The following is a 26,696-nucleotide window of genomic DNA, read 5'->3' as shown; positions in this document are numbered from 1 at the left end:
GTGCGTGACAGATCGCATCGAGGTAGCCGCCACTGAGCTGCGACCCCTGCTCGAAGAGTTCATCTTGTGGGCGAGCACCAACGCGCCCGACAGCGACCCCGAGCTCGTGGGGCCGGCAGTGCTGTGGCACCGTCTCGCCTTCTCCCAGGATTCCGGCACGTGGAAGCGCGCCGACCTGCGAAACCTGCTGCTCGATCGGATGCCGAAGGTGGTGGACGACCCCGACTCCGCCGCCGACGGCATGCTCCCGGCCGTCGACGCCTACCTGACGTTCCTCTCGCAGACCGGCAGGCTGGCCAAGGGGTCCGACTCCCTCGACGACCTGCGAGCCGAGCTCGACGACGTCGAGGACCAGTTCGTCGAGCTGATGGAGGAGCTCCTCGACGACACCGAGGACACCGGTGACGAGGAGGAAGAGGGCGGCGATCTCGGCGATTTCGAGCTGTTCGCCGACGAGCTGGCCGAGCTCGACACCATCAGGCTGCGGCCCGACACCGAGCTGGCCGCGGCGGCCCGTGAGGTGCCGCTGATCGCCAAGGCCCGCGACCTGGCGCTGTGGGTCGGCTCCGGCCGCCGGGTGGGCGAGGACACCCTGCTGTCCGACGCCGAGGTCGAGGAGGCGCTGGGCGTCGTCGGGCTGCCCAGGCCCGAGGCCCAGGGCTCGCTCGCCGAGGCCGTGCCCCAGCTGTGGAACATCTGGAACCTCGCCGTCGACCTCGAGTTCCTGGAGCCCGGCGAAGCCAACACGGTGGCCGTCCAGGACGACACCTCCGAGTGGCCGTTCGACGACGACGAGGACGTGCTCGACGCCTGGATGCTCGGCCTCCACTCGGTCGACTACGGCGACCCCGAGCTGGCCGACGACGACCTGACCATGGCGCTGGCGGGGCTCACCCGTGGCGTGCTGGTCAGGCTGCTGCTGGCCGGCGGCTCGCGCGACCTCGACGAGCTCCGCCGGGAGCTGGCCGAGGCGGCCGCCGACCTCGACGAGCTGGGCGCCGACGCGTGGGAGGCGGCGGACGACCCGCTGACCCCGGCGGTCGACTGGCTGACGGGCTACGGCATGGTCACGGTCGCCGACGGCACGGTCACCCTGACGCCGCTCGGCACCGAGGGCGTCGTCCACCTGGTCGACGACTCCGACATCGAGGTCGACGCGCGGCCCGCGATCGAGTCGATGAGCGCCCACGAGCTGCTCGCGCTCAGCGCCGAGCTGCCCGAGGAGGAGGCCGACGCCGAGTTCGCCGCCTGGATGCGGCTGCGTGAGCCCGGCCGGGCGGCCGAGGAGCTGCTGGAGGCGGCCGCCGAGGACGAGAGCGACGCGCTCATCCGGGTGCAGGCCGCCAGCGTGGTGGGCGCCCTTGGTGAGGCGGCCATCCCGGCCTGGCAGGAGGCGCTCAAGCAGCCGTCCCTGCGGCCCTACGCGGCGACGCACCTGAGCCACCTGAACGTGCCGGACGCGCCGGAGCCGACGCAGGACGACACCCACTGGCTGATCCTCGACATGTGGACCATCTCGGCGGGCCTGGGCCGGGCGGAGTTCGTCGGCAGTGTCCGCGACATCGGGCCCGAGCTGCTCAACAGCCTGCTCGAAGTGATCTGGAAGATCCCGCACGCCCACGTCGAGGAGTTGCTCGACCTGATCTCGCAGGTCCATCCCGACAAGCAGGTCGCCAAGGCGGCTCGCCGGGCCCTCTTCCGGGCCCGCTCGGCCACCTCCTAGCGTCTCGGCGTCCCGGGCGGGCGCATCCACTACGAGGTCCGCGGCGCGGGGCCGCTGCCGCTGGTCGTGGGACCCGATGTCGGCCGCGGCCTTCGCGCCGCCGGCCGACGCGCTCGCGGGTGACCACACGGTCGCCGGCTCGGCTCATGTCGTCGTCGTCGGCCTCGGCGTGGCCGCGGGCGGCCTGCTCACCTACCAGACCTCCATGGCGCTGGCCGGGCCGCTCGGCACGGCGCCGGTGGAGTCCCCCGTCGACCACGGCGGTTTCCCCGGCCGGGCCGGGGAAGCCGCCGAGGCGCCGCGGAAGGCGCTCATGGACGGGTGAGCGAGCGGGGCGGTGGGAACGCCCGGTGTGGAAAGCACGAAAGGCCCGATCGATGATCGGGCCTTCGCAGATGTAGTCCCGACCGGATTCGAACCGGCGCTACCGCCTTGAGAGGGCGGCGTCCTGGGCCACTAGACGACGGGACCTTCGTGACTTGCCTGACAGTGGTAGTCCCGACCGGATTCGAACCGGCGCTACCGCCTTGAGAGGGCGGCGTCCTGGGCCACTAGACGACGGGACCCTGTCAGCAAGCGATCAGCCGGGTCTCCCCGGCAACGGAGGTAACTCTACCGCACCCCAAGGAGCACGCAAAACCACTATCAACTCAGCGGATCGGGCCTGCGGGGGCGCACCCGGTCGTCCCATCGGCTCGTACGGCCCGGCGCGGCCCCGGCCGCACCGGGGTGGCGGCGATCAGCACGCGGCACCGGAGGTCGCCGGCGGGCGAAACGGTCTCCGCTTCACGGTTAAAGAAACCCCATGAACGCCAAAAACGGATGCCTCTTGCGAGACATCCGTCAGATGCTGGGGTACCAGGACTCGAACCTAGACTAACTGAACCAGAATCAGTCGTGCTGCCAATTACACCATACCCCACCGTTACGAACCCCTTAGGGTTCGTGCGGCGACCTCCGAAAGAATAGCCCAGCTTGGGGGCCAAGACCAAAACGATTGCGCGAGAGCACGCGGCGAGGCCCCTGTCATGCCAAGCTGATGCTGACAAAACACCATGTGGAGGAGCCCAAGCGTTGGCCGAGAATCCGTTGTTCGCCCCCAGCAGCCTGCCCTACCAGCTGCCGCCCTTCGCCGAGATCCGCGAGGAGCACTACCTGCCCGCGTTCGCGCGCGGAATGGCCGAGCAGCTGGCGGAGGTCGACGCGATCGCCCGCGACACCGAGCCGCCGACGTTCGGCAACACGATCGCCGCGCTCGAACGGTCCGGGCGGATCCTCGACCGCACGGCCACGGCCTTCTTCAGCGTCGCCGCCTCCGACTCGACCGACGCCGTCATGGAGATCGAGAAGCAGATCTCTCCCGAGCTGGCCAAGCACAGCGACGCGATCCGGCTCAACCGGGCGCTCTGGGCCCGGATCAAGCAGGTGACGACAGACGACGCCGAGGAGGCGTGGCTGCTGGAGAAGTACCGCGAGGACTTCATCCGGGCCGGCGCCGACCTGTCGGAGGCCGAGCAGGAGCGGCTCAAGGAGCTCAACGAGGAGCAGTCGAGGCTGTCCACCGAGTTCGCCCAGAACCTGCTGAAGGCCTCGACCGAGTCCGCGCTGGTGGTCGACGACCCCAAGGAGCTCGACGGGTTCGACGAGGCCGAGATCGAGTCGTTGGAACGTGACGGCCACTACGTCCTGCCGCTGCTCAACTTCACCAACCAGCCGGGGCTGGCCCAGCTCACCGACCGCGACGTGCGCCGCAGGCTCTACACGCTGAGCGTGGAGCGGGCGCCGCACAACTTCGGGCTGGCCGTGCGGCTCGCGACTCTGCGGGCCGAACGGGCCCGGCTGCTGGGCTACCCCGACCACGCCGCCTACAAGGTCGCCGACCAGACGGCCAAGAGCGTCGAGGCGGTCGAGGGCATGCTGGGGCAGCTCGTCGGGCCCGCCGTACGGAACGCCCGCAAGGAGGCGGAGGCGCTCACCGAGCAGGCCGGGTTCGAGATCGAGCCGTGGGACTGGTCGTTCTACGCGGAGAAGGTGCGCCAGGCCCGCTACGACTTCGACGCCGGCGCGATGCGGCCCTACTTCGAGCTCGACCGCGTCTACCTCGACGGCGTGTTCTACGCCGCGACCCGCCTCTACGGCGTCACGTTCGGCGAGCGGACCGACCTGGCCGGCTACCACCCGGACGTGCGGATCTTCGAGGTGTTCAACGAGGACGGCAGCGCGCTCGGCCTGTTCGCCCTCGACCCGTTCGCGAGGCCGACCAAGCGCGGCGGCGCGTGGATGAACAACCTGGTCAACCAGTCGTTCCTGTTCGGCGAGAAGCCCGTGGTGATCAACAATCTGAACATCACCAAGCCCGTGACCGGGCCGGCGTTGCTGACCTACGACGAGGTCAGCACGGCCTTCCACGAGTTCGGCCACGCGCTGCACGGGCTCTTCTCCGAGGTGCGCTATCCCCGCGTCTCGGGCACCAACGTGCCGCGCGACTTCGTCGAGTATCCGTCGCAGGTCAACGAGATGTGGGCGACCTGGCCCGAGGTCCTGGCCAACTACGCCAGGCACCACGAGACGGGCGAGCCGATGCCCGCGGAGCTGGTGGAGAAGATGAAGGCCGCGGAGAAGTTCAACCAGGGCTTCATGACCGTCGAGTATCTGGCCGCGACGCTGCTCGACTGGGCCTGGCACCGGCTGAGCCCCGGCGAGACCGTCGAGGACGCCGAGGCGTTCGAGCAGGCGGCCCTGGAAGCGGCCCAGATCGCCTTCCCGCTGGTCAGGCCGCGCTACCGGACCAACTACTTCGCCCACGTCTTCTCCGGCGGCTACAGCGCCGGCTACTACTCCTACATCTGGAGTGAGGTGCTCGACGCCGAGAGCGTCGAGTGGTTCAAGGAGAACGGCGGGCTGGAGCGGGCCAACGGCGACCACTTCCGCCGCGCGCTGCTGTCGAAGGGCGGCAGCCTCGACCCGCTGACCGCGTTCCGCGACTTCCGCGGTCGCGAGCCGTCCATCCAGCCGCTGCTGGAGCGCCGCGGCCTGGTCTGACACCCGGCTCCACGGTCCGGCGGCGGCACCGCTGAGTCAGCGAGTGTCGAGATCGGCGATCCGCCGCCGGACTCCTCATCAGGGACGTCCTGGCGACCGGTCTCCCGATGTGCTCTACGCGCTCCGCCAGGCGGCCGTGATCCAGACGGCCCGCTCCGAACGCGTACGGTCACCCCTCTGGCTCGGCCTCACCTCCACGCCGGCGGGCTTCGCGGTGCGACTGCTCCTCGGCTGTCCGCTGAGTCCGAGGCCCGGGGGCACGGGGGTGTGGCCGGCCAGGGCCGCCGGGGCGGCGCTCAGCCTCGCAGGCGTGTCAGCGCGGCGCGGATCCGGTCTTGGGTCCGCTCGCGGCCGAGCACCTCGATCGACTCGAACAGCGGCAGGCCGACCGTCCGCCCGGTGACCGCGACGCGTACGGGAGCCTGGGCCTTGCCCAGCTTGAGCCCGTGGGCCGTGCCGACCTCCTCCAGCGCCTCCTTGAGCGACTCGGGATCCCAGCTGACGACGTCGAGCCGCTCCAGGTAGCCGGACAGGATCTCCACCGGGGAGTTCTTCATCGCCTTGTCCCAGGAGGCCTGGTCGAACACCGGCTCGTCCAGGAACAGGAAGTCGACGTTCTGCCTGATCTCCGACAGGACCGTGATGCGGGTCTGGGCCAGGCCGGCGACCTTGCTGAACATCTCGCGGTCCCAGTCGGGCTCGAGGTAGGGGGCGCAGCGCTCCTCGAACGTCTCCAGCGGCAGGGCCCGGATGTATTCGCCGTTGAACGCGCGCAGCTTCTTCTCGTCGAAGTAGGCGCTGGAGCTGTTGACGGCGTCGAGCCGGAACAGCGGCACCATCTCCGACCACGGCATGATCTCCCGGTCGTCGCCGGGGCCCCAGCCGAGCAGCATGAGGTAGTTGACCATGGCCTCGGCCAGGTAGCCCTCGGCCCGGTAGTCCTCCAGGGCCACCTTGTCGCGCCGCTTGGACAGCTTCTTGCGCTGCTCGTTGACGATGACCGGCAGGTGCGCCCAGACCGGCGGGGTGGCGCCGAGCGCGGGCCAGAGCAGCTGCTGCTTGGCGGCGTTGCCCAGGTGCTCCTCGCCGCGCACCACGTGGGTGATGCCCTGGGTGATGTCGTCGACGGCGTTGGCCAGCACGTAGAGGGGCGAGCCGTCGGTGCGGGCGATGACGAAGTCCTCCTGGGAGTCGTTGGGGAACTCCACCCGGCCCCTGATGACGTCGTCGACGACGGTGACGCCCTCGTCGGGAGTGCGGAAGCGCACCGCGCCCTCGGTCAGGCCCCGGTCGCGGCAGAAGCCGTCGTAGCCCTTGTGCTCGGAGCCGGTGCGGGCGACGAGCAGCTCACGCGTGCAGTCGCAGTGGTAGGCCTTGCCGTCGGCGAGCAGCTTGGCCACGGCCTCGCGGTGCTGCGGCTCGTAGGCCGACTGGAAGTAGGGACCCTCGAACGCCGGAGCGCCGCCGTTGATGCCGATCCAGTCGAGCGCCGAGATGATGCCCTCGGTCCACTCGGGCCGGTTGCGGGTGGCGTCGGTGTCTTCGATGCGCAGCACGAAACGGCCGCCCGACCGCACGGCCAGGGCCCAGTTGAACAGCGCCGTGCGGGCGCCGCCGACGTGGAACATGCCGGTTGGGGATGGGGCGAACCGCACCCGTAGATCAGTCACGAGCGACCACCTTGTTCGTCAGAGTGCCGATGCCTTCGATGCCGACGCTGACCTCGTCGCCGAGCTCGATCGGACCGACGCCGTCGGGGGTGCCGGTCAGGATCACGTCGCCCGGGATCAGCGTCATGACCGCGCTGACGTAGGCGACCAGCGCGGGAATGTCGTGGATGAGCTGGCTGGTGCGGCCGCTCTGGCGGACCTCGCCGTTGACGGTCGTGGTGAGCGCCAGGTCGCTCGGGTCGAGGTCGGTGCGGATCCACGGGCCGAGCGGGCAGAACGTGTCGAAGCTCTTGGCCCGCGTGAACTGGACGTCCTTCTTCTGCAGGTCGCGCGCGGTGACGTCGTTGGCGCAGGTGTAGCCGAAGATGACGTCCTTGACCCGCTCGACCGGCACCTCGCGGCACAACCGGCCGATCACCACGGCCAGCTCGCCCTCGAAGTCGACCCGGTCGGACAGCGAGGTCGGGTAGACGATCGGCTCGCCATGGCCGATCACCGAGGTCGACGGTTTGAGGAAGATGAGCGGCTCCTCGGGCACCTCGTTGCCCATCTCGCGCGCGTGCTCGGCGTAGTTGCGGCCGATGGCGATCACCTTGCTCGGCAGCATGGGGGCGAGCAGCCGCACCTGGGCCAGCGGGAACCGCTCGCCGGTGAACTGCACCTCACCGAAGGGGTGGCCGGAGATCGCGGAGACGAACTCCTCGCCCGGGCCGCCCTCGACCACGCCGAACGACACGCCATCGTCTGTGGAGAACCTCGCTATACGCACCCGACAAGGCTATCGCCGCCGCCCGGGGAGTCGGTTCACGGCGACACGCCAGACGTCGCGTTAGCCTGGAGCCCGCACCGGACGGTGCGGTGAGGTTCGCCGCGAGAGGGGTCGCGTTGTCCATCGTCAAGATCAACGTGTTGACGGTTCCCACCGAGATGCGCGAAGAGCTCGAACACCGGTTCTCCAACCGGGCCGGGATGGTCGAGTCGGCCGACGGGTTCGAGTGGTTCGAGCTGCTCAGGCCCGTCGAGGGCACCGACCAGTACCTCGTCTACACGCGGTGGCGCAGCGAGGACGACTTCCTCAGGTGGCAGGAGAGCCAGGACTTCCAGCGCGGCCACGCCGAGGCGGCGGGCTCCGGTCAGGGGCACGGCCACGGGCGGGGGCCCGCCGCGTCGGGGGCGACTCTGTGGTCGTTCGAGGTCGTGGACAGCGCCGGGCCGAAGGGTTAGGCGTCGAGCGGGTTGCGGGCGATGCGCTCGGCGATGCCCGACCGCACGAAGCCGCCGGCCAGGCTCGACGGCTTGCGCGTGCCCTGGTCGGTGACGCAGGCGGCGAACTCCTTGGCGATCTCCAGGCGCGGATGCCGGGCGAGCACCTCGTCGCGGAGCCCGGGCGGGATCTCGTCGGTGCGGCGGCCGGAGATGTCCATGGCGGTCGAGAGCTCCAGCAGGTGCCCCTCCGGGTCCTCGTCCACCGGGACCTCGTCCCACATGTGACGGATGATCACCTCTGAGGCGCGCCGCCTGCGGTCCTCGGGCCACCCGGCTCCCGTGCAGAAGGCCCAGGCCACGTGTCCGCCGGCCTCCTCGTATCCCACCGTGTGGCTGTCGAACTCGGCGGCCAGCCCGATGTCGTGCAGCATGGCCGACACGTACAACAGCTCGGCGTCGAAGGCGATGTCGTGCAGCCGGGCGTGGGCCGCGGCCCACAGGTAGGCCCTGATCGAGTGGTTGAGGAGTGAGGGCGAGTGGTAGCGGGCCGCCACCTCCAGGGCGCCGCGGCAGGCAGGAGTGTCGGGGAGCACCAGGTCGTTCAGGTTCATGCGTTCATCATGGAGCGCCGGGTCCGGCCGGGACGAGTGGCCCTGAGGTCACCCATCGACGGGATCCGGCCAATCTCTCGCCGGCCGTGTGCCCGGCTTCACGGACGGGACACCCGGCCGACCGGCTGGGGGGCCTCGTCCGGCGCCGCGCCGCTCCGGTGCGGATCCCCGCCCGCGTCGTGGGGCCGGGCGAGCGCCAGTCCCGCCGCCAGGCAGGCGAGCGGCATGGCCGGCAGCACGTACCTGTGGTCGAAGGCGGCGACGAACACCGGCAGCACGAGCAGCGTCATGGCGCTCGCCCACGGCAGCAGCACGTCGCCGCCCAGCCTGCGCCACCTGAGCGCGACCCCGGCCGCGCCGATCACCAGGAGCGCCAGGTGGAACGGTCCACGCAGGTAGCCGTAGGACTGGTAGCCGCGGATCCAGCCCGCGTAGGGCTCGACCATGACCGTCTCGCCGGAGTCGCCCTGGTAGGCGGTGGTGATCTCCTCGGCGGTGCGGTCCTTGGAGGCGGGTGAGTCCTTGAACGGCGCGATCTCCCCGGGGAAGACGTAGGCGCTCTGCTCGCCCTCGACCGGGTACACCCGGCGCTCCCAGGAGAAGATGTGCGCCACGTCGACCAGCCCCGCGCGCAGGAAGTCGAGCGGCTGGGCGAGGATGGCCTGCTTGGCGAAGGCCCCGGCGAGCTCGTCGCGCCTGGCCGGCCCGCCCTTGACGTCGTTGATCGGCGAGTCGGCGGACCAGATGTACTCGGGAGGCGCCAGGCGCTCCCCCAGCGGCTCGGCCGGGCACAGCGGCACGTCGGGCTTGATCTTCGCGCAGTCGGCGAACGTCATGGTCCGGGCCCACAGGAACGTGTTGCCGCGGCTCAGCGCGAGCGTGCCGTACTCGGACTGGAACCACAGCGCGTAGCCGGCCAGCGGGATCGCGCCCGCCGCGGCGAGCGCGACGACCGGCCTCCACCCCGTACGGCGCAGCAGCACCGCGACCAGCACGACGGCGATCAGCGGCAGGCCGATGGTCCTGGTCACGGTGGCCGCGGCGAGCAGGAGTCCGGCGCCCGCGGCGGTCCAGGGCGTCAGGCTCGGCCGCCACAGGAGCAACGCGACCGCCGCCATGACGAGGAACACGAACAGCAGGTCGGCCATGATGAGGTGTTCGAGCTGGATCTGGAACGCGTCGAGCAGCACGGGCAGCGCGAACACCGTGGCGGCCCAGCCGGGCAGCCGGCGGCGCAGCAGCAGGTAGACGAGCACACCGATGCCCAGCCCGAGCAGATGCTGCACCACGACGACCAGTTCGATGCTGGCCAGGGGCTTGAGCGCCCACAGGAACAACGAGTAGCCCGAGGTGCGTGACTCCAGCGGTCGCGGGTCGAGCCCGGCGTTGAGGTAGGCGAAGGAGTCGGCCCAGAACCAGATGGCCGGCCGGTAGCCGAGGACGGCCACGCCTCGCAGGACCGCTCCTGCGAGCAGGGCGAGGAGAAAGATCCAGTGCTTGCGTAGCGTGGACACCATCCGCCTCCTCAGTCCCTATGAGCAAACCAGCCTATAAAGTACGAATGAACGTCGGGGCGCTAACGATCCGGAACCCAACTTGACCCCATGATCGGGCCCGGCCACCATGTTCCACCACGTCTCTTTCGCCTGAACGTCTCTTTTGCCCCCTGAAGCTTGCCCGGAAGGAACTGGCGTGCGCCGCCTCGCGATCCCCCTTGCCCTCACACTCGCCGTCGCAGGACTGGCGGGCACCGCGCAGGCCGAGGCTCCGGTGAAGCGCACCGCGCAGTGCCAGGGCGACTGGCTGCCCGGATCGCCGACGGCCGACGAGGTCATGAAGGGCGAGATCTCGCTGGTGAGCCTGCCCGCAGTCAAGATCGGCAAGAGGATCGACTGGGGCATGAGCCCGTACAAGAACCGTTCGTGGGAGTACGTCTTCCAGTCGCTGCGCTGGATGGGCACGCTGGTCGTGGCGTACGAGAACACCGGCGAGCGCGCCTACCTCGACCGCGCCGAGGAGATCACCAAGGACTGGGTGGCCAACAACAGGCACGGCGCCCGCGGCACCAAGCCGTACGTCTGGAACGACCATCCCGTCTCGCTCCGCACCCAGGCGCTGGTGTGCCTGAGCATGCACGTCAAGGACGGCTGGCTCAAGGACAGCCTGGCCGTCCACGCCAAGCTGCTGTCCGACCCGAGGCTCTACAAGAAGGGCCACAATCACGGGATCGACCAGGACATCGCGCTCATGAGCATCGGCTGCCGCTACGGCCGCAAGGACTGGTCCGGCCTGGCCTCCAGGCGGCTCACCGGCACGGTCAAGCTCGACGTCGACGCGCAGGGCGCGCTCATGGAGCAGGCGCCGCGCTACGCCGTCTACGTGTACGGCAGGCTGCAGGTCGCCATGGCCGGCATGAAGGACTGCGGCCGCAAGGTGCCGGGTGAGATCTCCAAGCGGTCCGAGGCGCTGAAGGACTTCATCGCCCACTCCACGATGCCCAACGGCTACATGGTGCCCATCGGCGACGGCAGCGCCGAGACCGAGCCGAAGATGGAGACCGGCACGCCCTCGGAGAAGGTCAAGGTCTACCGGGCCGGTTACGTGTACGGCCGGACAGACTGGGGCAAGGCCGACTCCGCCTACTACTCGATCAGGTTCGGCCCCGGCACCAAGTTCCACGGCCACGAGGACCACCTGGGCGTGACCTACTACGCGCACGGCCGTGACGTCCTGGTCGACGCCGGGTTCCATTCCTACGAGAAGAGCGCCTACCGCTACTGGACGCTCTCGCCCGAGGCGCACAACATCCCGACCGTCGTGGGCGAGCGATTCCGGCCGCGTACGGTCAGCAAGCTCACGAAGTCGAGCATGGGCAAGGACCGGCAGGCGTTCCGGCTCACCGACAAGGCCTACGGCACCTCCCGTACCCGTTCGGTGCTCGTCAACCACGGCGACCCCGGCGCGGGCCTGATGGCGGTGCTGGACACCGCGTCGGGCGGCAAGAAGGTGCGCAACCTGTGGCGGTTCGCCCCGTCGCTCAAGGTCGTCTCCAACCGCGGCGGCCGGGTGGTGCTGAGCGACGGCAAGTTCAACGTGACGCTGCTCCAGCTGTCGGGGTGCGAGCCGGTGGGCGGGCAGAAGGTGGAGCGCGGCGGGAAGCTGGGCTGGGTGTCGCCGACCTACCTGTCGAAGGAGCCGGCCAACGTCGTGGTCTCCCCCGCCGCCACGTCGCTGCTGACCGTCATCGTGCCGGACACGGACTCGCCGAAGGTGTCGTGCTCTGGCGGGAAGGTCACCGTCCAGGGCGTGACCTTCCCCGCCGGTCTCCTCTAGGCCGCCTCTCGGCCCGCGCGCAGCAGGCCGTAGGTGACGGCCTGCTCCAGCGCCTGCCAGGAGGCGGCGATGATGTTCTCGGCGACGCCCACCGTGGCCCACTCGGAGGTGTCGTCGCTGGAGGTGATGAGCACGCGGGTGACGGCGCCGGTGCCGTGGCTGCCCTCCAGGATCCGCACCTTGTAGTCGACCAGCTCCACCCTGGCCAGCTCGGGGTAGAGCTTCTCGAGCGCCAGGCGCACCGCGCGGTCGAGGGCGTTGACCGGGCCGTTGCCCTCGCCGGTGGCGACGATGCGCTCGCCCTTGGCGTGCAGCTTGACGGTCGCCTCGCTGACCAGCTCGCCGCCCTTGGTGCGCTCGACGATCACCCGCCACGACTCGACCTCGAAGTGGCGCCGCTGCTCGCCCTGGACGGTGTCGCGCAGCAGCAGCTCGAACGAGGCATCGGCGGCCTCGAAGGTGAACCCCTTGGCCTCCAGCTCCTTGACCCGGTCGACCAGGGTCTTGGTGTTGGCGGGTGTGAGCTCGTAGCCCAGCTCGCGGCCCTTGAGCTCGACCGAGGCGCGGCCGGCCATGTCGGAGACCAGCATCCGCATGTCGTTGCCCACCTGGGCGGGGTCGATGTGCTGGTAGAGGTTGGGGTCGACCTTGATCGCGCTGGCGTGCAGGCCCGCCTTGTGGGCGAACGCCGACGTGCCCACGTAGGGGGCGTGGGAGTTGGGGGTGACGTTGGTGACCTCGGTGATCGCGTGCGCGATGCGGGTCATGTCGGCCAGGGCCTGCGGAGGGACGAGGTCGAAGCCCCGCTTGAGCTGGAGGTTGGCGACCACGGTGAACAGGTTGGCGTTGCCGGACCGCTCACCGTAGCCGTTGGCGCAGCCCTGCACGTGCGTCGCGCCCGCCTGTACGGCGGCCAGCGTGTTGGCGACCGCGCAGCCGGTGTCGTCGTGGCAGTGGATGCCGACGCGGGCGCTGGTGCCGACGGCGGCCTGGACGATCTCGGCCAGCTCGTCGGGGAGCATGCCGCCGTTGGTGTCGCAGAGCGCGATCACACCCGCTCCGGCCTCGGCCGCCGTGCGGATGACCTCCAGCGCGTAGGCTGGGTTGGACTTGTAACCGTCGAAGAAGTGCTCGGCGTCGAGGAACCCCCCCCCCCCCCCCCCCCCCCCCCCCCCCCCCCCCCCCCCCCCCCCCCCCCCGCGCCGGATTCGCGCAGAGCGGCCACCAAAGGGTCGTCGGCTGCCTTCACACCGGCCCGGCGGGTCGCACCGAACGCGGCGAGCTGCGCGTGCTTCAGGTCCAGCTCTGTTCGAGCCCGCCTGAAGAACTCTGTGTCCTTGGGGTTGGCGCCCGGCCAGCCCCCTTCGATGAAGCCGACGCCCAGCCCGTCCAGGTGGCGTGCGACGGAGAGCTTGTCAGCGACGGTGAGATTGAGCCCCTCCTGTTGCGCGCCGTCGCGCAGCGTCGTGTCGTACACGTGGAAGCGGTCGTCGGCCATGGTTTGTCGTCTCCCTGGGAAAACAAAAAGACCCCTCACGGACGTGAGAGGTCTGCGCGCTGGCGGTGTCCCTGTGTCAGCCAGCGCGCCTGTCGATAATGAGCAGACGGTAGAACATGATGCCTGCGAGTCTGCCATACGAATCCACCATCTGGCACATCGATCTCGTCATCCGAGATCGGAAAGGTCACACGGTGACGCCCGGATCGCCGATGATGGCCTCCTCCAGCGCGGCCGGGTCGAACGCCGAGTCACCCAGCATCCGCCCGTCGAGCAGCACCGTGGGCGTGCCCTCGATCCGGATCTTGGCGCTCTCCGTCAGGTGGGCCTGGACGAAGGACTGTGAGATGACGCACTCGTCCACCGACGCGCCGACCTTCCTGGCCGCCGCGGCCAGCTCCTCCACGGTGAACCCGGAGGCCACCCCGTGCGGGGCCGGCTGCATGTCGTACAGCTCGTCGCGGAAGGCCAGCCAGCTGGCCTCGGGCACGCACCGGGCGGCGGCCGCGGCCCTGATGGAGTTGGACCGCATCGGCTCGTCCCGGAAGATCGTGACGGGGTGGAAGACCACCCTGACCTTGCCCTCTCTGGCCAGGCGCTGGATCGTCGCGTCGACCCGGGAGTGCAGGTCCTTGCAGACCGGGCAGTCGTAGTCCTCGTAGATGTCGAGCACCGGCGCGCTGCCGCGGCCGTCGGCCAGCACCATGGTGCCGTCGACCTGCCGGGTCAGCCGCACGCCCTGCGGTGCCTGGCCGTCGTCGAACCCGACGACCGCGACCACGGCCAGCATCGCGCATGCGACCAACACGGCCGCCACCTTGTTCTTCATCCGCCCGCCCTCAGCTCATTGATCGCGCAGACCCTACCTGAAGAAGGTGAAATCTGACTGATTGGGGCGGCTCATCCAGACGTGTGGCACCGGCGACGAACCCGACGTCCGGCTGCTCATGCTGGGGCACGGCGGAGGGCGGACAATGACCTCATGAAGGCATTCGCGGCGGGCACCGCCATCGGCCGATACATCCTCGAGCACACCACCCGTCCCGACCTGTTGCTGCAGGAGCTGGCGGCGGAGACCGCGGAGCGGACCGGCGACGACGCGGGGATGCAGATCTCCGCCGACCAGGGCCGGTTCCTCACCATGATCACCCAGTTGGTGGCGCCGGCCGTCGCGGTCGAGGTGGGAACGTTCACCGGATACTCGTCGCTGTGCATCGCCCGCGGGTTGTCCGGTGGCACGCTGCACTGCTTCGACGTGAGCGAGGAGTGGACGTCGATCGCCCGGCGCTACTGGGAGAGGGCCGGGGTGTCCGATCGGGTGAGGCTCACGCTCGGCCCCGCGCTGGAGACCCTGGCCGCCTTCGACCAGCCCGTCGACCTCGCCTTCCTCGACGCCGACAAGGCCGGCTACCCCGCCTACTACGAGCTGCTCATGGACCGGCTGCGGCCGGGCGGGCTGCTCATGGTGGACAACACGCTGTGGACGGGGTACGTGGCCGACCCGTCGCGCGATGACGCGATCACGGTGCTGATGCGTGAGTTCAACGACCTCGTGGCGGAGGATCCGCGGGTGACGGTCGTCATGCTGCCCATCGCCGACGGGTTGACCATGGTGCGGAAGAACGGCTGAGCCGGAATCCGGTCAGCTGATCTTGTGGATCCAGTTGTGCGGGTCCGGCCGCGAGCCGTACTGGATCCCGACGAGCTCCTCGCGCACCCGCATCGTGACCGGGCCGGGAGTTCCGTCGCCGATGCTCCACGCGCGGTCGGCGCCCTTGACGGAGCCGACCGGCGTGACGACCGCGGCCGTGCCGCAGGCGAACACCTCCGACAGCTCCCCGGACTCGCACCCGGCCTGCCACTCGTCCGTGGTGATCAGGCGCTCCTCCGGCCGCAGACCCAGATCGGCGGCCATCGTCAGGATCGAGTCGCGGGTGATGCCGGGAAGCAGGGTCCCGGTCAGCGCCGGGGTGACGAGCTTGTCGCCGAAGACGAAGAACAGGTTCATCCCGCCCATCTCCTCGACGTAGCGGTGCTCGTGGGCGTCGAGCCAGACCACCTGGTCGCAGCCGTTCTCGACGGCCTGCCGCTGGGCGACGAAGGCGGCGGCGTAGTTGCCGCCGCACTTGGCGAAGCCGGTGCCGCCGGGGGCGGCGCGGGTGTATTCGGTCGACAGCCACACCGAGACGGGCTTGATGCCGCCGGAGAAGTAGGAGGCGGCGGGCGAGGCGATGACCATGTAGCGGTAAGTCCGGGAGGGGTAGTTGACGCCGAGTCCGACCTGGGTCGCGAAGATGAAGGGCCGCAGGTAGAGGCTGTGACCCTCGGTGGTGGGCACCCAGTCGCGGTCGGTCTGCACGAGCAGCTCCAGCGACTCGACGAACGTCTCCTTGGGCAGCTCCGGCATGGCCATCCGCTCGGCCGAGCGGTTGAAGCGGGCGGCGTTGGCGTAGGGACGGAAGGTCACGATGGAGCCGTTGATCTGGCGGTAGGCCTTGAGCCCCTCGAACAACTCCTGCGCGTAGTGGAGGACCGCCGTGGCCGGGTCGAGCGAGAGCGGCCCGTACGGTTCGAGCCGCGCGTCGTGCCAGCCCTCGCCGTCGGTGTAGTCGATCGAGATCATGTGGTCGGTGAAGACCTGGCCGAATCCGGGGTTCGCCAGTACCTGCTCCCGCTCGGCCGCGGTGCGAGCGTGGTCGGAGTGCTGCACGTCGAAGCTGAGCTTCTGAGCGATGGTCATGACGAAGGTTCCTTCTCTCTGCGAATCCACGGATCTGCTAGGCGCTGCCCGAAGGCTGTGCGTACTTCCTATTGTCTCGCTATTTGGGATGGCAAGAGGCCGATGGGGTGTTTGGCCATTTAGACGCGAAAAGGCGCCTGGCTGGTCCTTGTTCGGGACCGCCAGGCGCCGGTGGAGCTGGGCGGGCCCTAGCTCGATACGCGGGCGGTGATGTCGTCACCGATCTCGTGCGTGGTGCGGCTCGCCCACCCGGCCAGCCGCTCGACGATGTCGTCGGCGACCGCCTGCTCGACCTTGGCCGCCTCGGCGTGCAGGCCCAGGTGGTCGAGGAGCATGGCGACCGACAGGATCGTGGCGGTCGGGTCGGCCTTGCCCTGGCCGGCGATGTCGGGGGCGCTGCCGTGCACCGGCTCGAACATGCTGGGCGTGGTGCGCTCGGGGTTGATGTTGCCGCTGGCGGCCAGGCCGATGCCACCGGCGATCGCCGCGCCGAGGTCGGTGATGATGTCGCCGAACAGGTTGTCGGTGACGACCACGTCGAACCGCTCGGGCTGGCTGACGAAGAACATCGAGGCCGCGTCGATGTGGCTGTAGTCGGTGGTGACGTCGGGGAACTCCTCGGCCACCTGGTTGACCGTGCGCTGCCAGAGGTCGCCGGCGAAGGTCAGCACGTTGGTCTTGTGGACGAGGGTCAGCTTCTTGCGCGGCCGCGACTGCGCCTTCGCGAACGCGTAGCGCACCACACGCTCCACGCCGTGGGCGGTGTTGAGCGACTCCTGGGTGGCGATCTCGTGCGGGGTGCCGCGGCGCATGACGCCGCCGGTGCCCGCGTAGAGGCCCTCGGTGCCCTCTCGGATGACGATCATGTCGATGTCCTCGGGCCGGGTGTCGGCCAGCGGGGTCTCGACGCCGGGGAAGAGCTTGACCGGTCGCAGGTTGACGTAGTGGTCGAAGGCGAAGCGGATCTTGAGCAGGAGGTCGCGCTCCAGGATGCCCGGCGGCACGCTGGGGTCGCCGACGGCCCCGAGCAGGATGGCGTCGTAGCCGCGCAGCTCGTCGAGCACGGCGTCGGGCAGCGTCTCGCCGGTGCGGTGATAGCGGGCGGCGCCCAGATCGTAGTGGGTTGCCTCGATCTTCGTGCCGACGGCTTCCAGGACCTTGAGCCCCTCGGCCACCACCTCGGTGCCGATGCCATCTCCGGGGATGACTGCCAGGCGAATGTTGCGCGACTCCATGGATGGCACCTTACCGGCTCGTCTCGTCTGACGAACACACCGTCTCATTTTTTGGACATTCCATTTTACTCCGCCCGGAGTAGCGTAAATGGCATGACGACGGAGAAACCGCACTTCACCGGCGAGCGGGCGACTCTCCTCGCCACGCTGTACGGCAGAGCGCTGGACGCCCGTTCACCACACCCGCTGCTCGGCGACACCCTGGCCGCCGAGGTAGCCGAACGGATCGACCACGACTTCCGCCAGACCGGCCTGACCCCGCGCACGGCGCCCGCGGTCGCGCTCAGGGCGCGCTTCCTCGACGGCTGGGCCCGGGAGTTTCTCGGGCGGCACCCGGAGGCGACCGTGCTCCACCTGGGCTGCGGTCTCGACACGAGGGTGCACCGCCTCGATCCGCCGCCCGGCGTCGACTGGTACGACGTCGACTACCCCGAGGTCATCGAGCTGTATCGGAAGGTACTCCCCGAACGCCCCGGCCTCACCCTGATCAGGTCGTCGGTGACCGACTTCGGCTGGCTCGACGCGGTCCCGCGCGACAAGCCGGTGCTGGTCATCGCCGAGGGCCTCATCTACTACCTCCACGAGGAGGACGGCCGCGAGCTGCTGCGCCGGATCGCCGAAGGCTTCCCCAGCGGGCAGATCGTCTTCGACTCCATCAGCCGCCGCGGCCTGCGCCTGCAACTGCTGAACAAACCCGTCCGCAGGGCCGGGGCCGACATGCACTGGAGCATCGAGGGCCCATCGGACCTGCTGTCGATCAGCCCGAGGCTGCGCTGCGTGAGCGCGCTGAGCGTGTTCGACATGGACGGCTTCGGCGACCTGTCGATCTCCTACCGGATCACGGCCCGCGTCATGCGGGTCTTTCCCGCCCTGAAGAAGCTGTCGATCTTCTACCGGCTCGAGTTCTGAGGCGGGCCGCCGTTGTCCCGGCGGTCCAGCGCGGTCTGCAGGGCCTCGGCGGCCTCGTCCTCGTGCCCTTCGGCACCGTTCCAGGCGTACATGTCGTCCATGGGACTCATCTCGTTTCGCGGGGCGTCGTCGGTGGGAAGTCGGACTCCGGTCGCGAGTCCGACCGGGCTTGAGCTCGCGGGTCCGGGTCACGGACCGGGCGAAGGGGACTGACGGCCGACGGGAACGCCGCTCACCGCGGCGGGTCGCCGACCTGCCCTAACAGGCCCCGCCGCGGCAGGTAATGAGTACGAGAACCTGGCGCATCTTGTCGTTCAGGCTACCCGGCGGTGGTTCCGCTGTCTCGTTGGATGTCCTAGTATCTCACATATTGAGACAACAGAACGGCTGCCGCCGGACGGATCCAGCGGCAGCCGTGCCCTCCGGAAGGTCAGTCCTCGAGGTCGACCGAGCGGCCGCTCTCAGCGCCGATCTCGGAGACGATCTGCTCGACCACGTCGGCCGGGATGGCCGTGTCGACGGTCAGCGCGATGAGCGCCTTGCCGCCCTTGACATCACGGGCCACCTGCATGGAGGCGATGTTGACGCCGTGCTCGCCGAGGAGGCGGCCGACGACGCCGACGACGCCGGGACGGTCGGTGTAGGTGAAGAACGACAGGTGCTCGGTCGGCTCGATCTCCATCTCGTAGCCGTTGACCTCGACGATCTTCGTGATCTGGCGTGGCCCGGACAGCGTGCCGGAGACCGAGACCTGGCGGCCGTCGGCGAGCACGCCGCGCACGGTCACCACGTTGCGCCAGTCGGGGCTGTCGGAGCTGGTCACCAGCTCGACGCTGAGGCCGCGGTCCTTGGCGATCAGCGGGGCGTTGACGTACGTGACGGAGTCCTCGACCACGTCGCTGAAGACGCCCTTGAGGGCGGCGAGCTCCAGCACCCGCACGTCGTGCGAGGCGATCTCGCCACGCACCTCGATGTCGAGCTTGATGGCGACCTCGCCGGCCAGTGCGGTGAACACCCGGCCCAGCTTCTCGGCCAGCGGCAGGCCCGGCTTGACGTCCTCGGCGACCGCGCCGCCCTGGACGTTGACGGCGTCGGGCACGAACTCGCCGGCCAGCGCCAGCTTCACGCTCCGCGCGACCTGGGTGCCGGCCTTCTCCTGGGCCTCGTGCGTGGAGGCGCCGAGGTGCGGCGTGACCACGACCTGGTCCAGCTCGAACAGCGGGCTGTCGGTGCAGGGCTCCTTGGCGAACACGTCGATGCCGGCGCCCGCGACGCGGCCCTCCTTGATCGCGGCGTAGAGGGCGCTCTCGTCGACGATGCCGCCACGGGCCACGTTGACGATGCGCACCGAGGGCTTGACCTCGTGCAGCTCCTTGTCACCGATGAGCCCGATCGTCTCCTTGGACTTGGGCAGGTGCACGGTGATGAAGTCGGCCTGCTTGATGACCTCGTCGAGGCTCAGCAGCTTGACGCCCATCTGCGCGGCGCGGGCCGGCGGCAGGTAGGGGTCGTAGGCGATCAGCTCGACCCCGAACGGCTGCAGGCGCTGGGCCACGAGCTGGCCGATCTTGCCGAGGCCGAGAATGCCGACGACCTTCTCGTCCAGCTCGACGCCGGTGTACTTCGACCGCTTCCACTCGCCGTTCTTGAGCGCGGCGTGGGCCTGGGCCGTGTTGCGGGCGCAGGCCAGGATGAGCGCGACGGTCTGCTCGGCGGCGCTGGTGATGTTGGAGGTCGGCGCGTTGACGACCATCACGCCGGCTTTGGTGGCCGCCTCGACGTCGACGTTGTCGAGGCCGACACCGGCGCGCGCGACCACGCGAAGCTTCGGGGCGGCGGCGATGGCCTCGGCGTCGACCTGGGTGGCCGAGCGGACGATCAGGGCGTCGACGCCGGCGAGGGCCGGCAGCAGCTGGGAACGATCGGCGCCGTCGGTGTGGCGAACCTCGAAATCGGCGCCGAGCACGGCGAGGCCTGCCTCGGACAGCTCCTCTGCGACCAGAACGACGGGCTTGTTCACTGATGGGATCCTTAGATGCATGCGGCGGGCGGGAAGGACACGTCGACGGGTCCCTCGGGATCGCTCCGAGTCTATCCGCGCTTGTGAATGCATTCACGAAGGACCCGCATTCTGAGACGGCGCCTGCCCGGCGTACCCACCCGTGGCCAAAGTCATCCACATGGGACCCGTCTTTGTCTTGATCGGGAGATTTATTGGCTATTAGCCTGATAAGCCATGGCCAACTACCTATGGTTCGTCATATGAGCATCGGGAACCCTGCGCTCGCCCACGTGCTCGCACAGCATGGCGCCCCGCACCGCCTGCTGGCAGCTCTCGCGGACGGTGGAGTTCTGGTGGCCGTACGACCGGACCGATCCGTCGTCCTGGGCACCACCCAGGCAGGTGACCGCGTGCTGCTCGGCTACACCGGAGCGGCGACCTATGCGAGGCATCGGGGCAGCCACTCGCTGTCAGCCTGCGACGCGGACACCATCCTCGACATCCAGCGTGTCACCGGCGTACGGGAGATCGTGATCGACGCGGCCGGACCCGCCGCGGCGGCCGTGCCCATCGACGACCTCCAGCGCTTCCTCACCGCGACCCGTACGGGGCCCACGCCGGTCCTGTCCGGCGCCGCGCCGGCCGCCTACGCCACGGGCGCGATGGCCACGGTCTCGCGGGGCACCGCCCTCGCGCAGGTCGCGCCCCCCTCGACCGAGTCTCCCCCGATGCCGTGGATACCGGCGCCGCGCCCGCACCTGTCGGGGCCGATGCAGCAGGTCGACCCCGGCTACCGCCGGTGCGCGCACCCGATCCTGCCCGCGCTCCGCCGGGCGATCGCCACCCTGCTCATGGACTTCCCGCTGGTGCACCACGTCTGGATCTCCGAGGCCCGCACGGCCTCCGGGGCTCCCGGCATCATGCTGCACGTCAAAGTGCACATGTCGGCCGCCGAGGACGTTGTCCGCGACCTGCACCGCGGGGTCCGGGCCCGGCTGCCGCAGTTCGCGGCGAGCGAGGCGCCGATCCTCATGGCCCGGGTGGCCGACACGCGCAGCGAGCGCCGGATGATCGAGATCGGCGCGCACGTCGTCTGTGCCGACGTACGCGACTAGATGGCAACATATCCCGGAATATCCAGGGAGTATCCGGAAAAATAGGCTCTACCGAACAAGGGCCCGCTCGGTTTAGATGAGGGGCATGATCGCACCGGCCGTGGGCGTACCCACCGTTTCCCGGGGTGTACGCCTCGGCTACGGCGTGGGATCGTTCTGCACGGCGACGTTCAGCGCCGTGCCCGGCCTGCTGCTGCTCTACTACATGACGAACTTCCTGGCCGTGCCCGGATGGGTGGCCGGGATCGTGGTGGCCGCCCCCAAGGTCTGGGACCTGGTGATCAACCCGCTGGTCGGCCGCTGGTCCGACCGCACCAGGTCACGGATGGGCCCGCGGCGGCCGTGGCTGCTCGCGGGCGCGTGCACGCTGCCCTTCATGTTCTTCCTGGTGTTCGCCGGGCCGCCGCTGACCGGCGTCCCGGCGGCCATCTACGTGGGCCTGTGCTTCATGGCCGCCGCCACCGCGTACGCGCTGTTCGAGGTCCCCTACAAGGCGATGCCCGCCGAGATGACCGAGGACTACCACGAGCGGACCTCGCTGCTGCAGTGGCGGATGATCTTCGTCGGCCTGGCGACCCTGATCAGCGGCGTCCTGGCGCCGACCATCGTCAACAGCCAGGGCGACAACGGCACCCTCGGCAGCTACCGGCTGATGGCCGTGACGATCGCCCTCATCATGCTCGCCGCGATGCTCGGCTCCTTCTTCGGCACGGCGCGCGCCCCGATGACCGCCGCGCCCCACGCGGACACGGGCGGCCTCCGGCGACAGTTCGCGGCGGCCCGGAGCAATCCCGCGTTCGTCTGGCTCCTGGCGCTGAGCTGCACGCAGCAGCTCGCGATCGCCACGATGCTGGCCGCCGCGCCGTACTTCGCCGCCTACACGCTCGGCGACCCGGGAACGACCAAGACGCTCTTCGCCGTGCTGGTGGGGCCGATGCTGCTAACCATGCCGCTGTGGGTCCGGCTGGCCAAACGGTTCGACAAGCGCGGCGCCATGATCCTGGCCGGGATCCTGTACGGCAGCGGCACCGCGGCCGCGTTCGCCACGCCGATCTTCGGAGTCGTCTACGCGCACGCCGTGCTCCTGCTGGTCGGCACCGGGATCGCCGGGGTGACGCTGCTGCAGTTCTCCATGCTGGCCGACGTGATCGCGCTGGACGCCACGACGACGGGCAACCGGCGGGCCGGCGTGTTCACCGGGCTGTGGACGGCGATCGAGAGCGGGGTCAGCGCGTTCGGCGCGCTGATCTTCGGTGTGATCATCTCCGTGGGCGGCTTCATCCCCTCGGAGCCGAGCGCCCCGGTCCAGCAGCCGGACAGCGCGGTGACCGCCGTGCTCATCGGGCAGACCGCGGTGCCGGCCCTGATCATCTTCCTGTCGGTGCTGATGACGCTGAAGTACCGGCTGACGGATCCCTTGAGGGCCGCCGTGCCGGACGCCTCCCACTGACCGGGTCGGCGCTCGCCTGCCGCCGACCCGGATCGCTCCGCGGAGATCCACGCTTTCTGGACAGGGCGCGCCGTATAGGCCGATACTCGGGGGATGAGCTCGACGCATCCACCGTTCCGCGCCTCCGACGGGGAACGCGATCGTGCGATCGGTGAGCTGCGCGACCGGGCCGTCGAGGGGCGGATCTCCCACGACACGTTCGTCGGCCGGGTGGATCAGGCGCTGCGAGCACGCAACCAGGATGAGCTGGACAAACTGGTGGCCGATCTGCCGCGACGCAGATCGCTTCGCCAGCGGCTGACCGACATGGTGTCGGCCGCCTCCGACTTCACCACCGGCCTGCGGTCGGCCTGGCGCAGGCCCCGCCTGCCCCGCCTGGCCCTGCCCGACGACGACCGGGCCCGCTACGTGGTGGGCCGCGGGTCCGCGTGCGATCTCGTGCTGGCCGACCTGACCGTGTCACGCGTCCACGCCGAGCTGCGCCGCGACTCCGACGGCGGGTGGATGCTGGTCGACCTGGGGTCGCTCAACGGGACCCGGCTGAACGGCTGGCGGCTCGTCGGGCCCGCCCGGGTCCGGTCGGGTGACGAGGTCTCCTTCGGCGACTGCGGCTTCCTGGTGAGCGCGGGCCTGCCGTCCGCCTGACCCGCCGTACACCGGTAGCCCCGAAAAATACGGATATTTGCGGATTACAGGCTCTGTGCGCTGCCCCATGATCCCAGGCGAGACCCCCAGCCCTTTGGAGATCCCATGCGGCGCACCTCAGCCTCCCTCGTCGCGGGCGCGCTCGTCGCGACCCTCGCGTGGGCGTCCAGCCCCACCTCCCCCGCGGTCGCGTTCGAACCGTCCCCCGGCGTGGCCGACCTGACCCAGGACCTGAACCAGATCCTCAGCGACTCCCGCCTGACCATCGCCAGAGCCGGCGTGGTCGTCAAGAGCGCGGCCAACGGCGAGGAGCTCTACGCCACCGACGGCGGCAAGCTGCTGATCCCGGCGTCCAACACGAAGCTGTTCACCTCCGCGGCGGCGGCCGAGACGCTCGGCCTCGACTACCGCTTCCCCACCACGGTCCTGGCCGGCGGGAGCAAGGCCGGCTCCGCGCTGGCAGGTGACCTGGTGCTGCGCGGCACCGGCGACCCGACGATGCTGGCCGCGGACTACGACGCCCTGGCGGCCAAGGTCGCCGAGTCGGGCATCAAGGTGGTCACGGGCAAGCTCGTGGCCGACGACACCTGGTTCGACTCCGTGCTGCTCGGCAACGACTGGACCTGGGACGACGAGACGGCCTACTACGCGGCGCCCATCTCCGCGCTGACCGCCTCGCCCGACACCGACTACGACGCCGGCTCGGTGATCGTCTCGGTGGCTCCGTCCGGTGACGAGGTCAAGGTCTCGACCACGCCCGAGACCGACTATTTCAAGATCGTCAACAAGGCCACAGTGGGCGCCTCGACCAACGTGCTCATCGAACGCCGGCACGGCACGCGCACGGTCGTCATCACCGGCACCGTGGCCGGCACGTACAACGAGTGGGTCGCCGTCGACGACCCCACCGCGTACGTCTCCTCGCTGTTCCGCAAGGCGCTGAGCAGGCACGGCGTCCGCGTCCTCGGCCCGACGGTCACCGGAGCGGCCCCCACCGGCGCGCAGGAGCTGGCCAGGCACGAGTCGATGCCGCTGAGCGAGCTGCTGGTGCCGTTCATGAAGCTCAGCAACAACATCCACGCCGAGATCCTGACCAAGGCGATGGGCCGCGAGGTCGCCGGCCAGGGCACCTGGGCCGCCGGGCTCAAGGTGACCACCGACTTCGCCAAGGCGAACGGCGTCCAGGTGCTCAACATGCGCGACGGCTCGGGACTGTCGCGCCGCGACGGGTTCACGCCCACCTCGATCGTCCAGCTCCTGACCGCCATGCGCGCCAAGCCCTGGTACCAGACCTGGTACGACTCGCTGCCGATCGCGGGCGACGCCGACCGCTTCGTCGGCGGCACGCTGCGCAGCCGGATGCGCAACACGCCCGCGGCCGGCAACGTCCACGCCAAGACCGGTTCGCTGACCGGTGTCACCGCCCTGTCGGGCTACGTCACCAGCGCCGACGGTGAGCCGCTGGTCTTCTCCATCATGCTCAACCAGTACCTGTCGGGCTCGCCGAAGGACATCGAGGACAAGATCGCGATCCGCCTCGCCCAGTTCTCCCGCACCGCCCCGGCCGACGCGCCCGCCCAGCTCCGCACGGGCACCGACACCGCCGCCGGCTCCGGCGACCTCGAGTGCTCCTGGCTCAAGCCCGCCCACTGCTAGCGCTCCCCCGCTCCCCGACGGGACCGCCCCACGGTCCCGTTGGGGCCACAGGGACGCGATGGATGAATCCAGACGCGCGAGAGGAGGGAGAGGTTTACCCAGGTCGGGGGAGATGTGGTTACGATTCGGACACTTGGAGCTCCAGGTATAGCACCACTTTTCCTGACATGGCCGATGTGCGCCCACCAGAATGCGGGTTCGACGCAGTGTCTAACCCCCCTCGGAGGACATGGTGCGCGGACAGTTCCAGGCACTGGCCTGCCTCGGAAGTCTGGCGGCATTGAGCTTCCCCGTCCCGCCCGCCCAGGCGGCCACCATCGAGCGGGCCCCGCTCAAGCAGGCGTGCCAGGTCGTGGCCGTGAAGCCACAGATCGACGTCAAGGGCATGATCAGGGGCGCGGCGATCAGGAGCGGCTGCGACGACCGGACCCGGTTCCGGGTGCGGATCAAGCGGGTCGTGCCCGGCCCCGACCGTACGGTGAAGAGCGGCTCCAAGATGCTCACCAACGGCAGGATCGTGGCCGGCGTACGCTGCGTCAGAACCCCTGCCCGCTACTACGTCGTCGCCCTCGACTACCGGGGCGGAGCCGGTAAGTCCGGGGCCGTGACCCTGTCCTGCAAGAGGCAGACCCCGCCGAAGAGCGGCGGCGCGTCGGCCGTCGAGGACACGGTCGTCAAGCTGACCAACGAGGCCAGGGCCGCAGGCGGCTGCCGCCCCCTCGTCCACGACCCCAAGCTGCACGCCGCCGCCGAACGGCACTCCGCGGACATGGCCGCCAGGGGCTTCTTCGACCACACCTCCCCCGACGGGCGCTCGCCCGGTGACCGCGTCAGGGCCGCGGGCTTCGCCCCGATCAGCACCTGGGGCGAGAACATCGCCAAGGGCCGGCGCACCGCCGCGCAGGCCGTCGACGGCTGGCTCAACAGCCCGGGCCACCGCGCCAACATCATGAACTGCGCCTTCACCCACATCGGCGTCGGCCACGCGGCCACCGGCCCGCACTGGACCCAGGTCTTCGCCGCGCACTGACCCACCCCCGGCCAGGGAGCGCCTGGCTCCACCGAGCGCGCCACCGCGCCGGTTCCCACCGCCCGCCACGGCGCTCCCATCCGGCGGGCCCGGCCGCGCCTCCCCCGCACACGGACCGCGGCCGGGCCCGCACATCACGCCGCTCGCATCACCCGTCCCGCACCGCCGGAAAGTCGTACGGCCGTTCCCGGGCAAGTCGTTCCCGGGCAGGTCGTTCCCGGGCAGGTCGTTCCTGGGTAAGTCGTTCCTGGGTAGGTCTTCGTGGGACCCGACGGACTGCGGGGGCGTTCATGCACTGGCACGCCTATACCTGGATCGGCCACGGCGAGGACCTGGGCCGCGAGGACGAGCGTCGCCCCGGTTCGCCCGAGTTCGCCGGCTCGCACCTGCCCCCCATGCGGACGGGCGACTGGCTGGCCAAGCCCGCCTCACGGATCGCCGCCACCTTCGACGACCCGAGCAGGGCCGTGGAGTGGCTGGCCACCCAGTACGGCACGATCCGCGGCGCGTTCCTGCACTCCGACCGGGTGGGTCCGCGGGCTCGGCTGGACAACGCGGCCGACGCGCTGCCGCGGGGCGTGGACGTGCAGTGGGGCGAATGGCTGACCGGGGGCCGGTTCGCCACCTTCGGCGTGGTCTGCTGCCCCAACCGGCACGCGGATCACCCCTGCCCGATCCGCCGTCCCAGCACGATGACCCCTTGACCGGGACGTCCCAGCATTCACCGTCCTCAGGATCAGCGGCAGGCGGGTGGCGCGAGCCAGCGCGCATGACCCGGCCCCATCGGGGAAGGGGCTACAGACGCCGAAGTGTCGATCCCCGTCAGACCGG

21 protein-coding genes, 3 tRNA genes and 1 pseudogene are annotated in these 26,696 nt (G+C 69.9%); 13 read left to right on the top strand and 12 right to left on the bottom strand.

What is annotated here, in order from left to right; all coding sequences use genetic code 11:
* Positions 1 to 4 precede the first annotated feature (4 nt).
* Together AB0C16_RS17260 and AB0C16_RS17255 are read left to right on the top strand one after the other, a co-directional pair.
* Positions 5 to 1,723 carry a hypothetical protein gene (locus AB0C16_RS17260; RefSeq protein WP_357683813.1) on the top strand — a complete coding sequence of 573 codons (1,719 nt, stop codon included), beginning with the start codon at positions 5 to 7 and terminating at the stop codon, positions 1,721 to 1,723.
* A gap of 76 nt (positions 1,724 to 1,799) precedes the next feature.
* Complete coding sequence (locus tag AB0C16_RS17255) at positions 1,800 to 2,048, top strand: hypothetical protein (RefSeq protein ID WP_357683811.1); 249 nt, start codon at positions 1,800 to 1,802, stop codon at positions 2,046 to 2,048.
* 73 nt (positions 2,049 to 2,121) lie between these two features.
* On the opposite strand, the gene AB0C16_RS17250 is transcribed toward AB0C16_RS17255, so the two are convergent.
* The 3 genes from AB0C16_RS17250 to AB0C16_RS17240 all read right to left on the bottom strand — a co-directional run bounded on the left by AB0C16_RS17250 (position 2,122) and on the right by AB0C16_RS17240 (position 2,645).
* A tRNA-Glu gene (locus tag AB0C16_RS17250) sits at positions 2,122 to 2,194 on the bottom strand.
* A gap of 19 nt (positions 2,195 to 2,213) precedes the next feature.
* A tRNA-Glu gene (locus AB0C16_RS17245) sits at positions 2,214 to 2,289 on the bottom strand.
* Between the two features lie 284 nt (positions 2,290 to 2,573).
* A tRNA-Gln gene (locus AB0C16_RS17240) sits at positions 2,574 to 2,645 on the bottom strand.
* Between the two features lie 152 nt (positions 2,646 to 2,797).
* On the opposite strand from AB0C16_RS17240, the gene AB0C16_RS17235 reads away from it, so the two are divergent.
* Positions 2,798 to 4,765 carry a M3 family metallopeptidase gene (locus AB0C16_RS17235; protein ID WP_357683808.1) on the top strand — a complete coding sequence of 656 codons (1,968 nt, stop codon included), beginning with the start codon at positions 2,798 to 2,800 and terminating at the stop codon, positions 4,763 to 4,765.
* A 296-nt stretch (positions 4,766 to 5,061) separates the two neighbouring features.
* Here the strand turns inward: AB0C16_RS17235 and gltX are convergent, their stop codons facing one another.
* Positions 5,062 to 6,435 (bottom strand): glutamate--tRNA ligase, encoded by a 1,374-nt coding sequence (gene gltX, locus AB0C16_RS17230; protein WP_357683807.1) that lies wholly within the window; start codon positions 6,433 to 6,435, stop codon positions 5,062 to 5,064.
* Positions 6,428 to 7,204, bottom strand: a complete 777-nt coding sequence (locus AB0C16_RS17225) for a fumarylacetoacetate hydrolase family protein (RefSeq protein WP_357683805.1) — start codon at positions 7,202 to 7,204, stop codon at positions 6,428 to 6,430. Before AB0C16_RS17225 ends, gltX begins: the two co-directional genes overlap by 8 nt.
* A 116-nt stretch (positions 7,205 to 7,320) precedes the next feature.
* On the opposite strand from AB0C16_RS17225, the gene AB0C16_RS17220 reads away from it, so the two are divergent.
* Entirely contained in the window at positions 7,321 to 7,659 is a 339-nt protein-coding gene (locus tag AB0C16_RS17220; protein ID WP_357683803.1) for an antibiotic biosynthesis monooxygenase, read from the top strand.
* Here the strand turns inward: AB0C16_RS17220 and AB0C16_RS17215 are convergent.
* Positions 7,656 to 8,252, bottom strand: a complete 597-nt coding sequence (locus tag AB0C16_RS17215; protein ID WP_357683800.1) for an HD domain-containing protein — start codon at positions 8,250 to 8,252, stop codon at positions 7,656 to 7,658. The two genes, AB0C16_RS17220 and AB0C16_RS17215, sit on opposite strands and share 4 nt — an antisense overlap.
* 98 nt (positions 8,253 to 8,350) lie before the next feature.
* The gene (locus tag AB0C16_RS17210) at positions 8,351 to 9,769 is read right to left on the bottom strand and encodes a hypothetical protein (protein WP_357683797.1); all 1,419 of its coding nucleotides are present in this window, start codon (positions 9,767 to 9,769) and stop codon (positions 8,351 to 8,353) included.
* A 175-nt stretch (positions 9,770 to 9,944) separates the two neighbouring features.
* Between AB0C16_RS17210 and AB0C16_RS17205 the strand changes: the two genes are divergently transcribed.
* The gene (locus tag AB0C16_RS17205; protein WP_357683795.1) at positions 9,945 to 11,585 is read left to right on the top strand and encodes a heparinase II/III family protein; all 1,641 of its coding nucleotides are present in this window, start codon (positions 9,945 to 9,947) and stop codon (positions 11,583 to 11,585) included.
* On the opposite strand, the pseudogene cimA reads toward AB0C16_RS17205, so the two are convergent.
* Together cimA and AB0C16_RS17195 are read right to left on the bottom strand one after the other, a co-directional pair.
* Positions 11,582 to 13,083 (bottom strand): annotated as a pseudogene (gene cimA / locus AB0C16_RS17200) (citramalate synthase). The gene AB0C16_RS17205 and the pseudogene cimA sit on opposite strands and share 4 nt — an antisense overlap.
* A 187-nt stretch (positions 13,084 to 13,270) precedes the next feature.
* On the bottom strand, positions 13,271 to 13,891 hold the full coding sequence (locus AB0C16_RS17195; protein ID WP_357683793.1) for a thioredoxin domain-containing protein: 621 nt from the start codon (positions 13,889 to 13,891) through the stop codon (positions 13,271 to 13,273).
* A 174-nt stretch (positions 13,892 to 14,065) separates the two neighbouring features.
* Here AB0C16_RS17195 and AB0C16_RS17190 point away from each other — a divergent pair, with 174 nt between their 5' ends.
* Entirely contained in the window at positions 14,066 to 14,713 is a 648-nt protein-coding gene (locus tag AB0C16_RS17190; protein ID WP_357683790.1) for an O-methyltransferase, read from the top strand.
* A gap of 12 nt (positions 14,714 to 14,725) precedes the next feature.
* Here the strand turns inward: AB0C16_RS17190 and AB0C16_RS17185 are convergent, their stop codons facing one another.
* Together AB0C16_RS17185 and AB0C16_RS17180 are read right to left on the bottom strand one after the other, a co-directional pair.
* The gene (locus AB0C16_RS17185; protein ID WP_357683788.1) at positions 14,726 to 15,823 is read right to left on the bottom strand and encodes a branched-chain amino acid aminotransferase; all 1,098 of its coding nucleotides are present in this window, start codon (positions 15,821 to 15,823) and stop codon (positions 14,726 to 14,728) included.
* A gap of 188 nt (positions 15,824 to 16,011) precedes the next feature.
* Positions 16,012 to 17,058 carry a 3-isopropylmalate dehydrogenase gene (locus AB0C16_RS17180; protein WP_357683785.1) on the bottom strand — a complete coding sequence of 349 codons (1,047 nt, stop codon included), beginning with the start codon at positions 17,056 to 17,058 and terminating at the stop codon, positions 16,012 to 16,014.
* 93 nt (positions 17,059 to 17,151) lie between these two features.
* On the opposite strand from AB0C16_RS17180, the gene AB0C16_RS17175 reads away from it, so the two are divergent.
* A complete protein-coding gene (locus AB0C16_RS17175; protein WP_357683782.1) occupies positions 17,152 to 17,967 on the top strand; it encodes a class I SAM-dependent methyltransferase in 816 nt (271 codons plus the stop codon).
* Between the two features lie 430 nt (positions 17,968 to 18,397).
* On the opposite strand, the gene serA is transcribed toward AB0C16_RS17175, so the two are convergent.
* The gene (gene serA / locus AB0C16_RS17170; RefSeq protein WP_357683779.1) at positions 18,398 to 19,987 is read right to left on the bottom strand and encodes a phosphoglycerate dehydrogenase; all 1,590 of its coding nucleotides are present in this window, start codon (positions 19,985 to 19,987) and stop codon (positions 18,398 to 18,400) included.
* Positions 19,988 to 20,229: 242 nt separating this feature from the next.
* Between serA and AB0C16_RS17165 the strand changes: the two genes are divergently transcribed.
* The 6 genes from AB0C16_RS17165 to AB0C16_RS17140 all read left to right on the top strand — a co-directional run bounded on the left by AB0C16_RS17165 (position 20,230) and on the right by AB0C16_RS17140 (position 26,569).
* Positions 20,230 to 21,084 (top strand): hypothetical protein, encoded by an 855-nt coding sequence (locus AB0C16_RS17165; protein WP_357683777.1) that lies wholly within the window; start codon positions 20,230 to 20,232, stop codon positions 21,082 to 21,084.
* Positions 21,085 to 21,169: 85 nt separating this feature from the next.
* Complete coding sequence (locus tag AB0C16_RS17160) at positions 21,170 to 22,534, top strand: MFS transporter (protein ID WP_357683774.1); 1,365 nt, start codon at positions 21,170 to 21,172, stop codon at positions 22,532 to 22,534.
* A gap of 93 nt (positions 22,535 to 22,627) precedes the next feature.
* Positions 22,628 to 23,179, top strand: coding sequence for a DUF1707 and FHA domain-containing protein (locus tag AB0C16_RS17155; protein WP_357683772.1), 552 nt, complete (start codon positions 22,628 to 22,630; stop codon positions 23,177 to 23,179).
* 105 nt (positions 23,180 to 23,284) lie between these two features.
* Positions 23,285 to 24,835, top strand: coding sequence for a D-alanyl-D-alanine carboxypeptidase/D-alanyl-D-alanine-endopeptidase (gene dacB / locus AB0C16_RS17150; protein WP_357683769.1), 1,551 nt, complete (start codon positions 23,285 to 23,287; stop codon positions 24,833 to 24,835).
* 229 nt (positions 24,836 to 25,064) lie between these two features.
* Complete coding sequence (locus AB0C16_RS17145; RefSeq protein ID WP_357683766.1) at positions 25,065 to 25,865, top strand: CAP domain-containing protein; 801 nt, start codon at positions 25,065 to 25,067, stop codon at positions 25,863 to 25,865.
* A gap of 290 nt (positions 25,866 to 26,155) precedes the next feature.
* On the top strand, positions 26,156 to 26,569 hold the full coding sequence (locus tag AB0C16_RS17140) for a hypothetical protein (RefSeq protein ID WP_357683764.1): 414 nt from the start codon (positions 26,156 to 26,158) through the stop codon (positions 26,567 to 26,569).
* Positions 26,570 to 26,696: the final 127 nt, after the last annotated feature.

Origin of the sequence: Nonomuraea sp. NPDC048916 (genome assembly GCF_040649575.1) — a bacterium.
Lineage (GTDB): Bacteria > Actinomycetota > Actinomycetes > Streptosporangiales > Streptosporangiaceae > Nonomuraea.
This window is presented reverse-complemented; position numbering and strand designations above follow the sequence as displayed.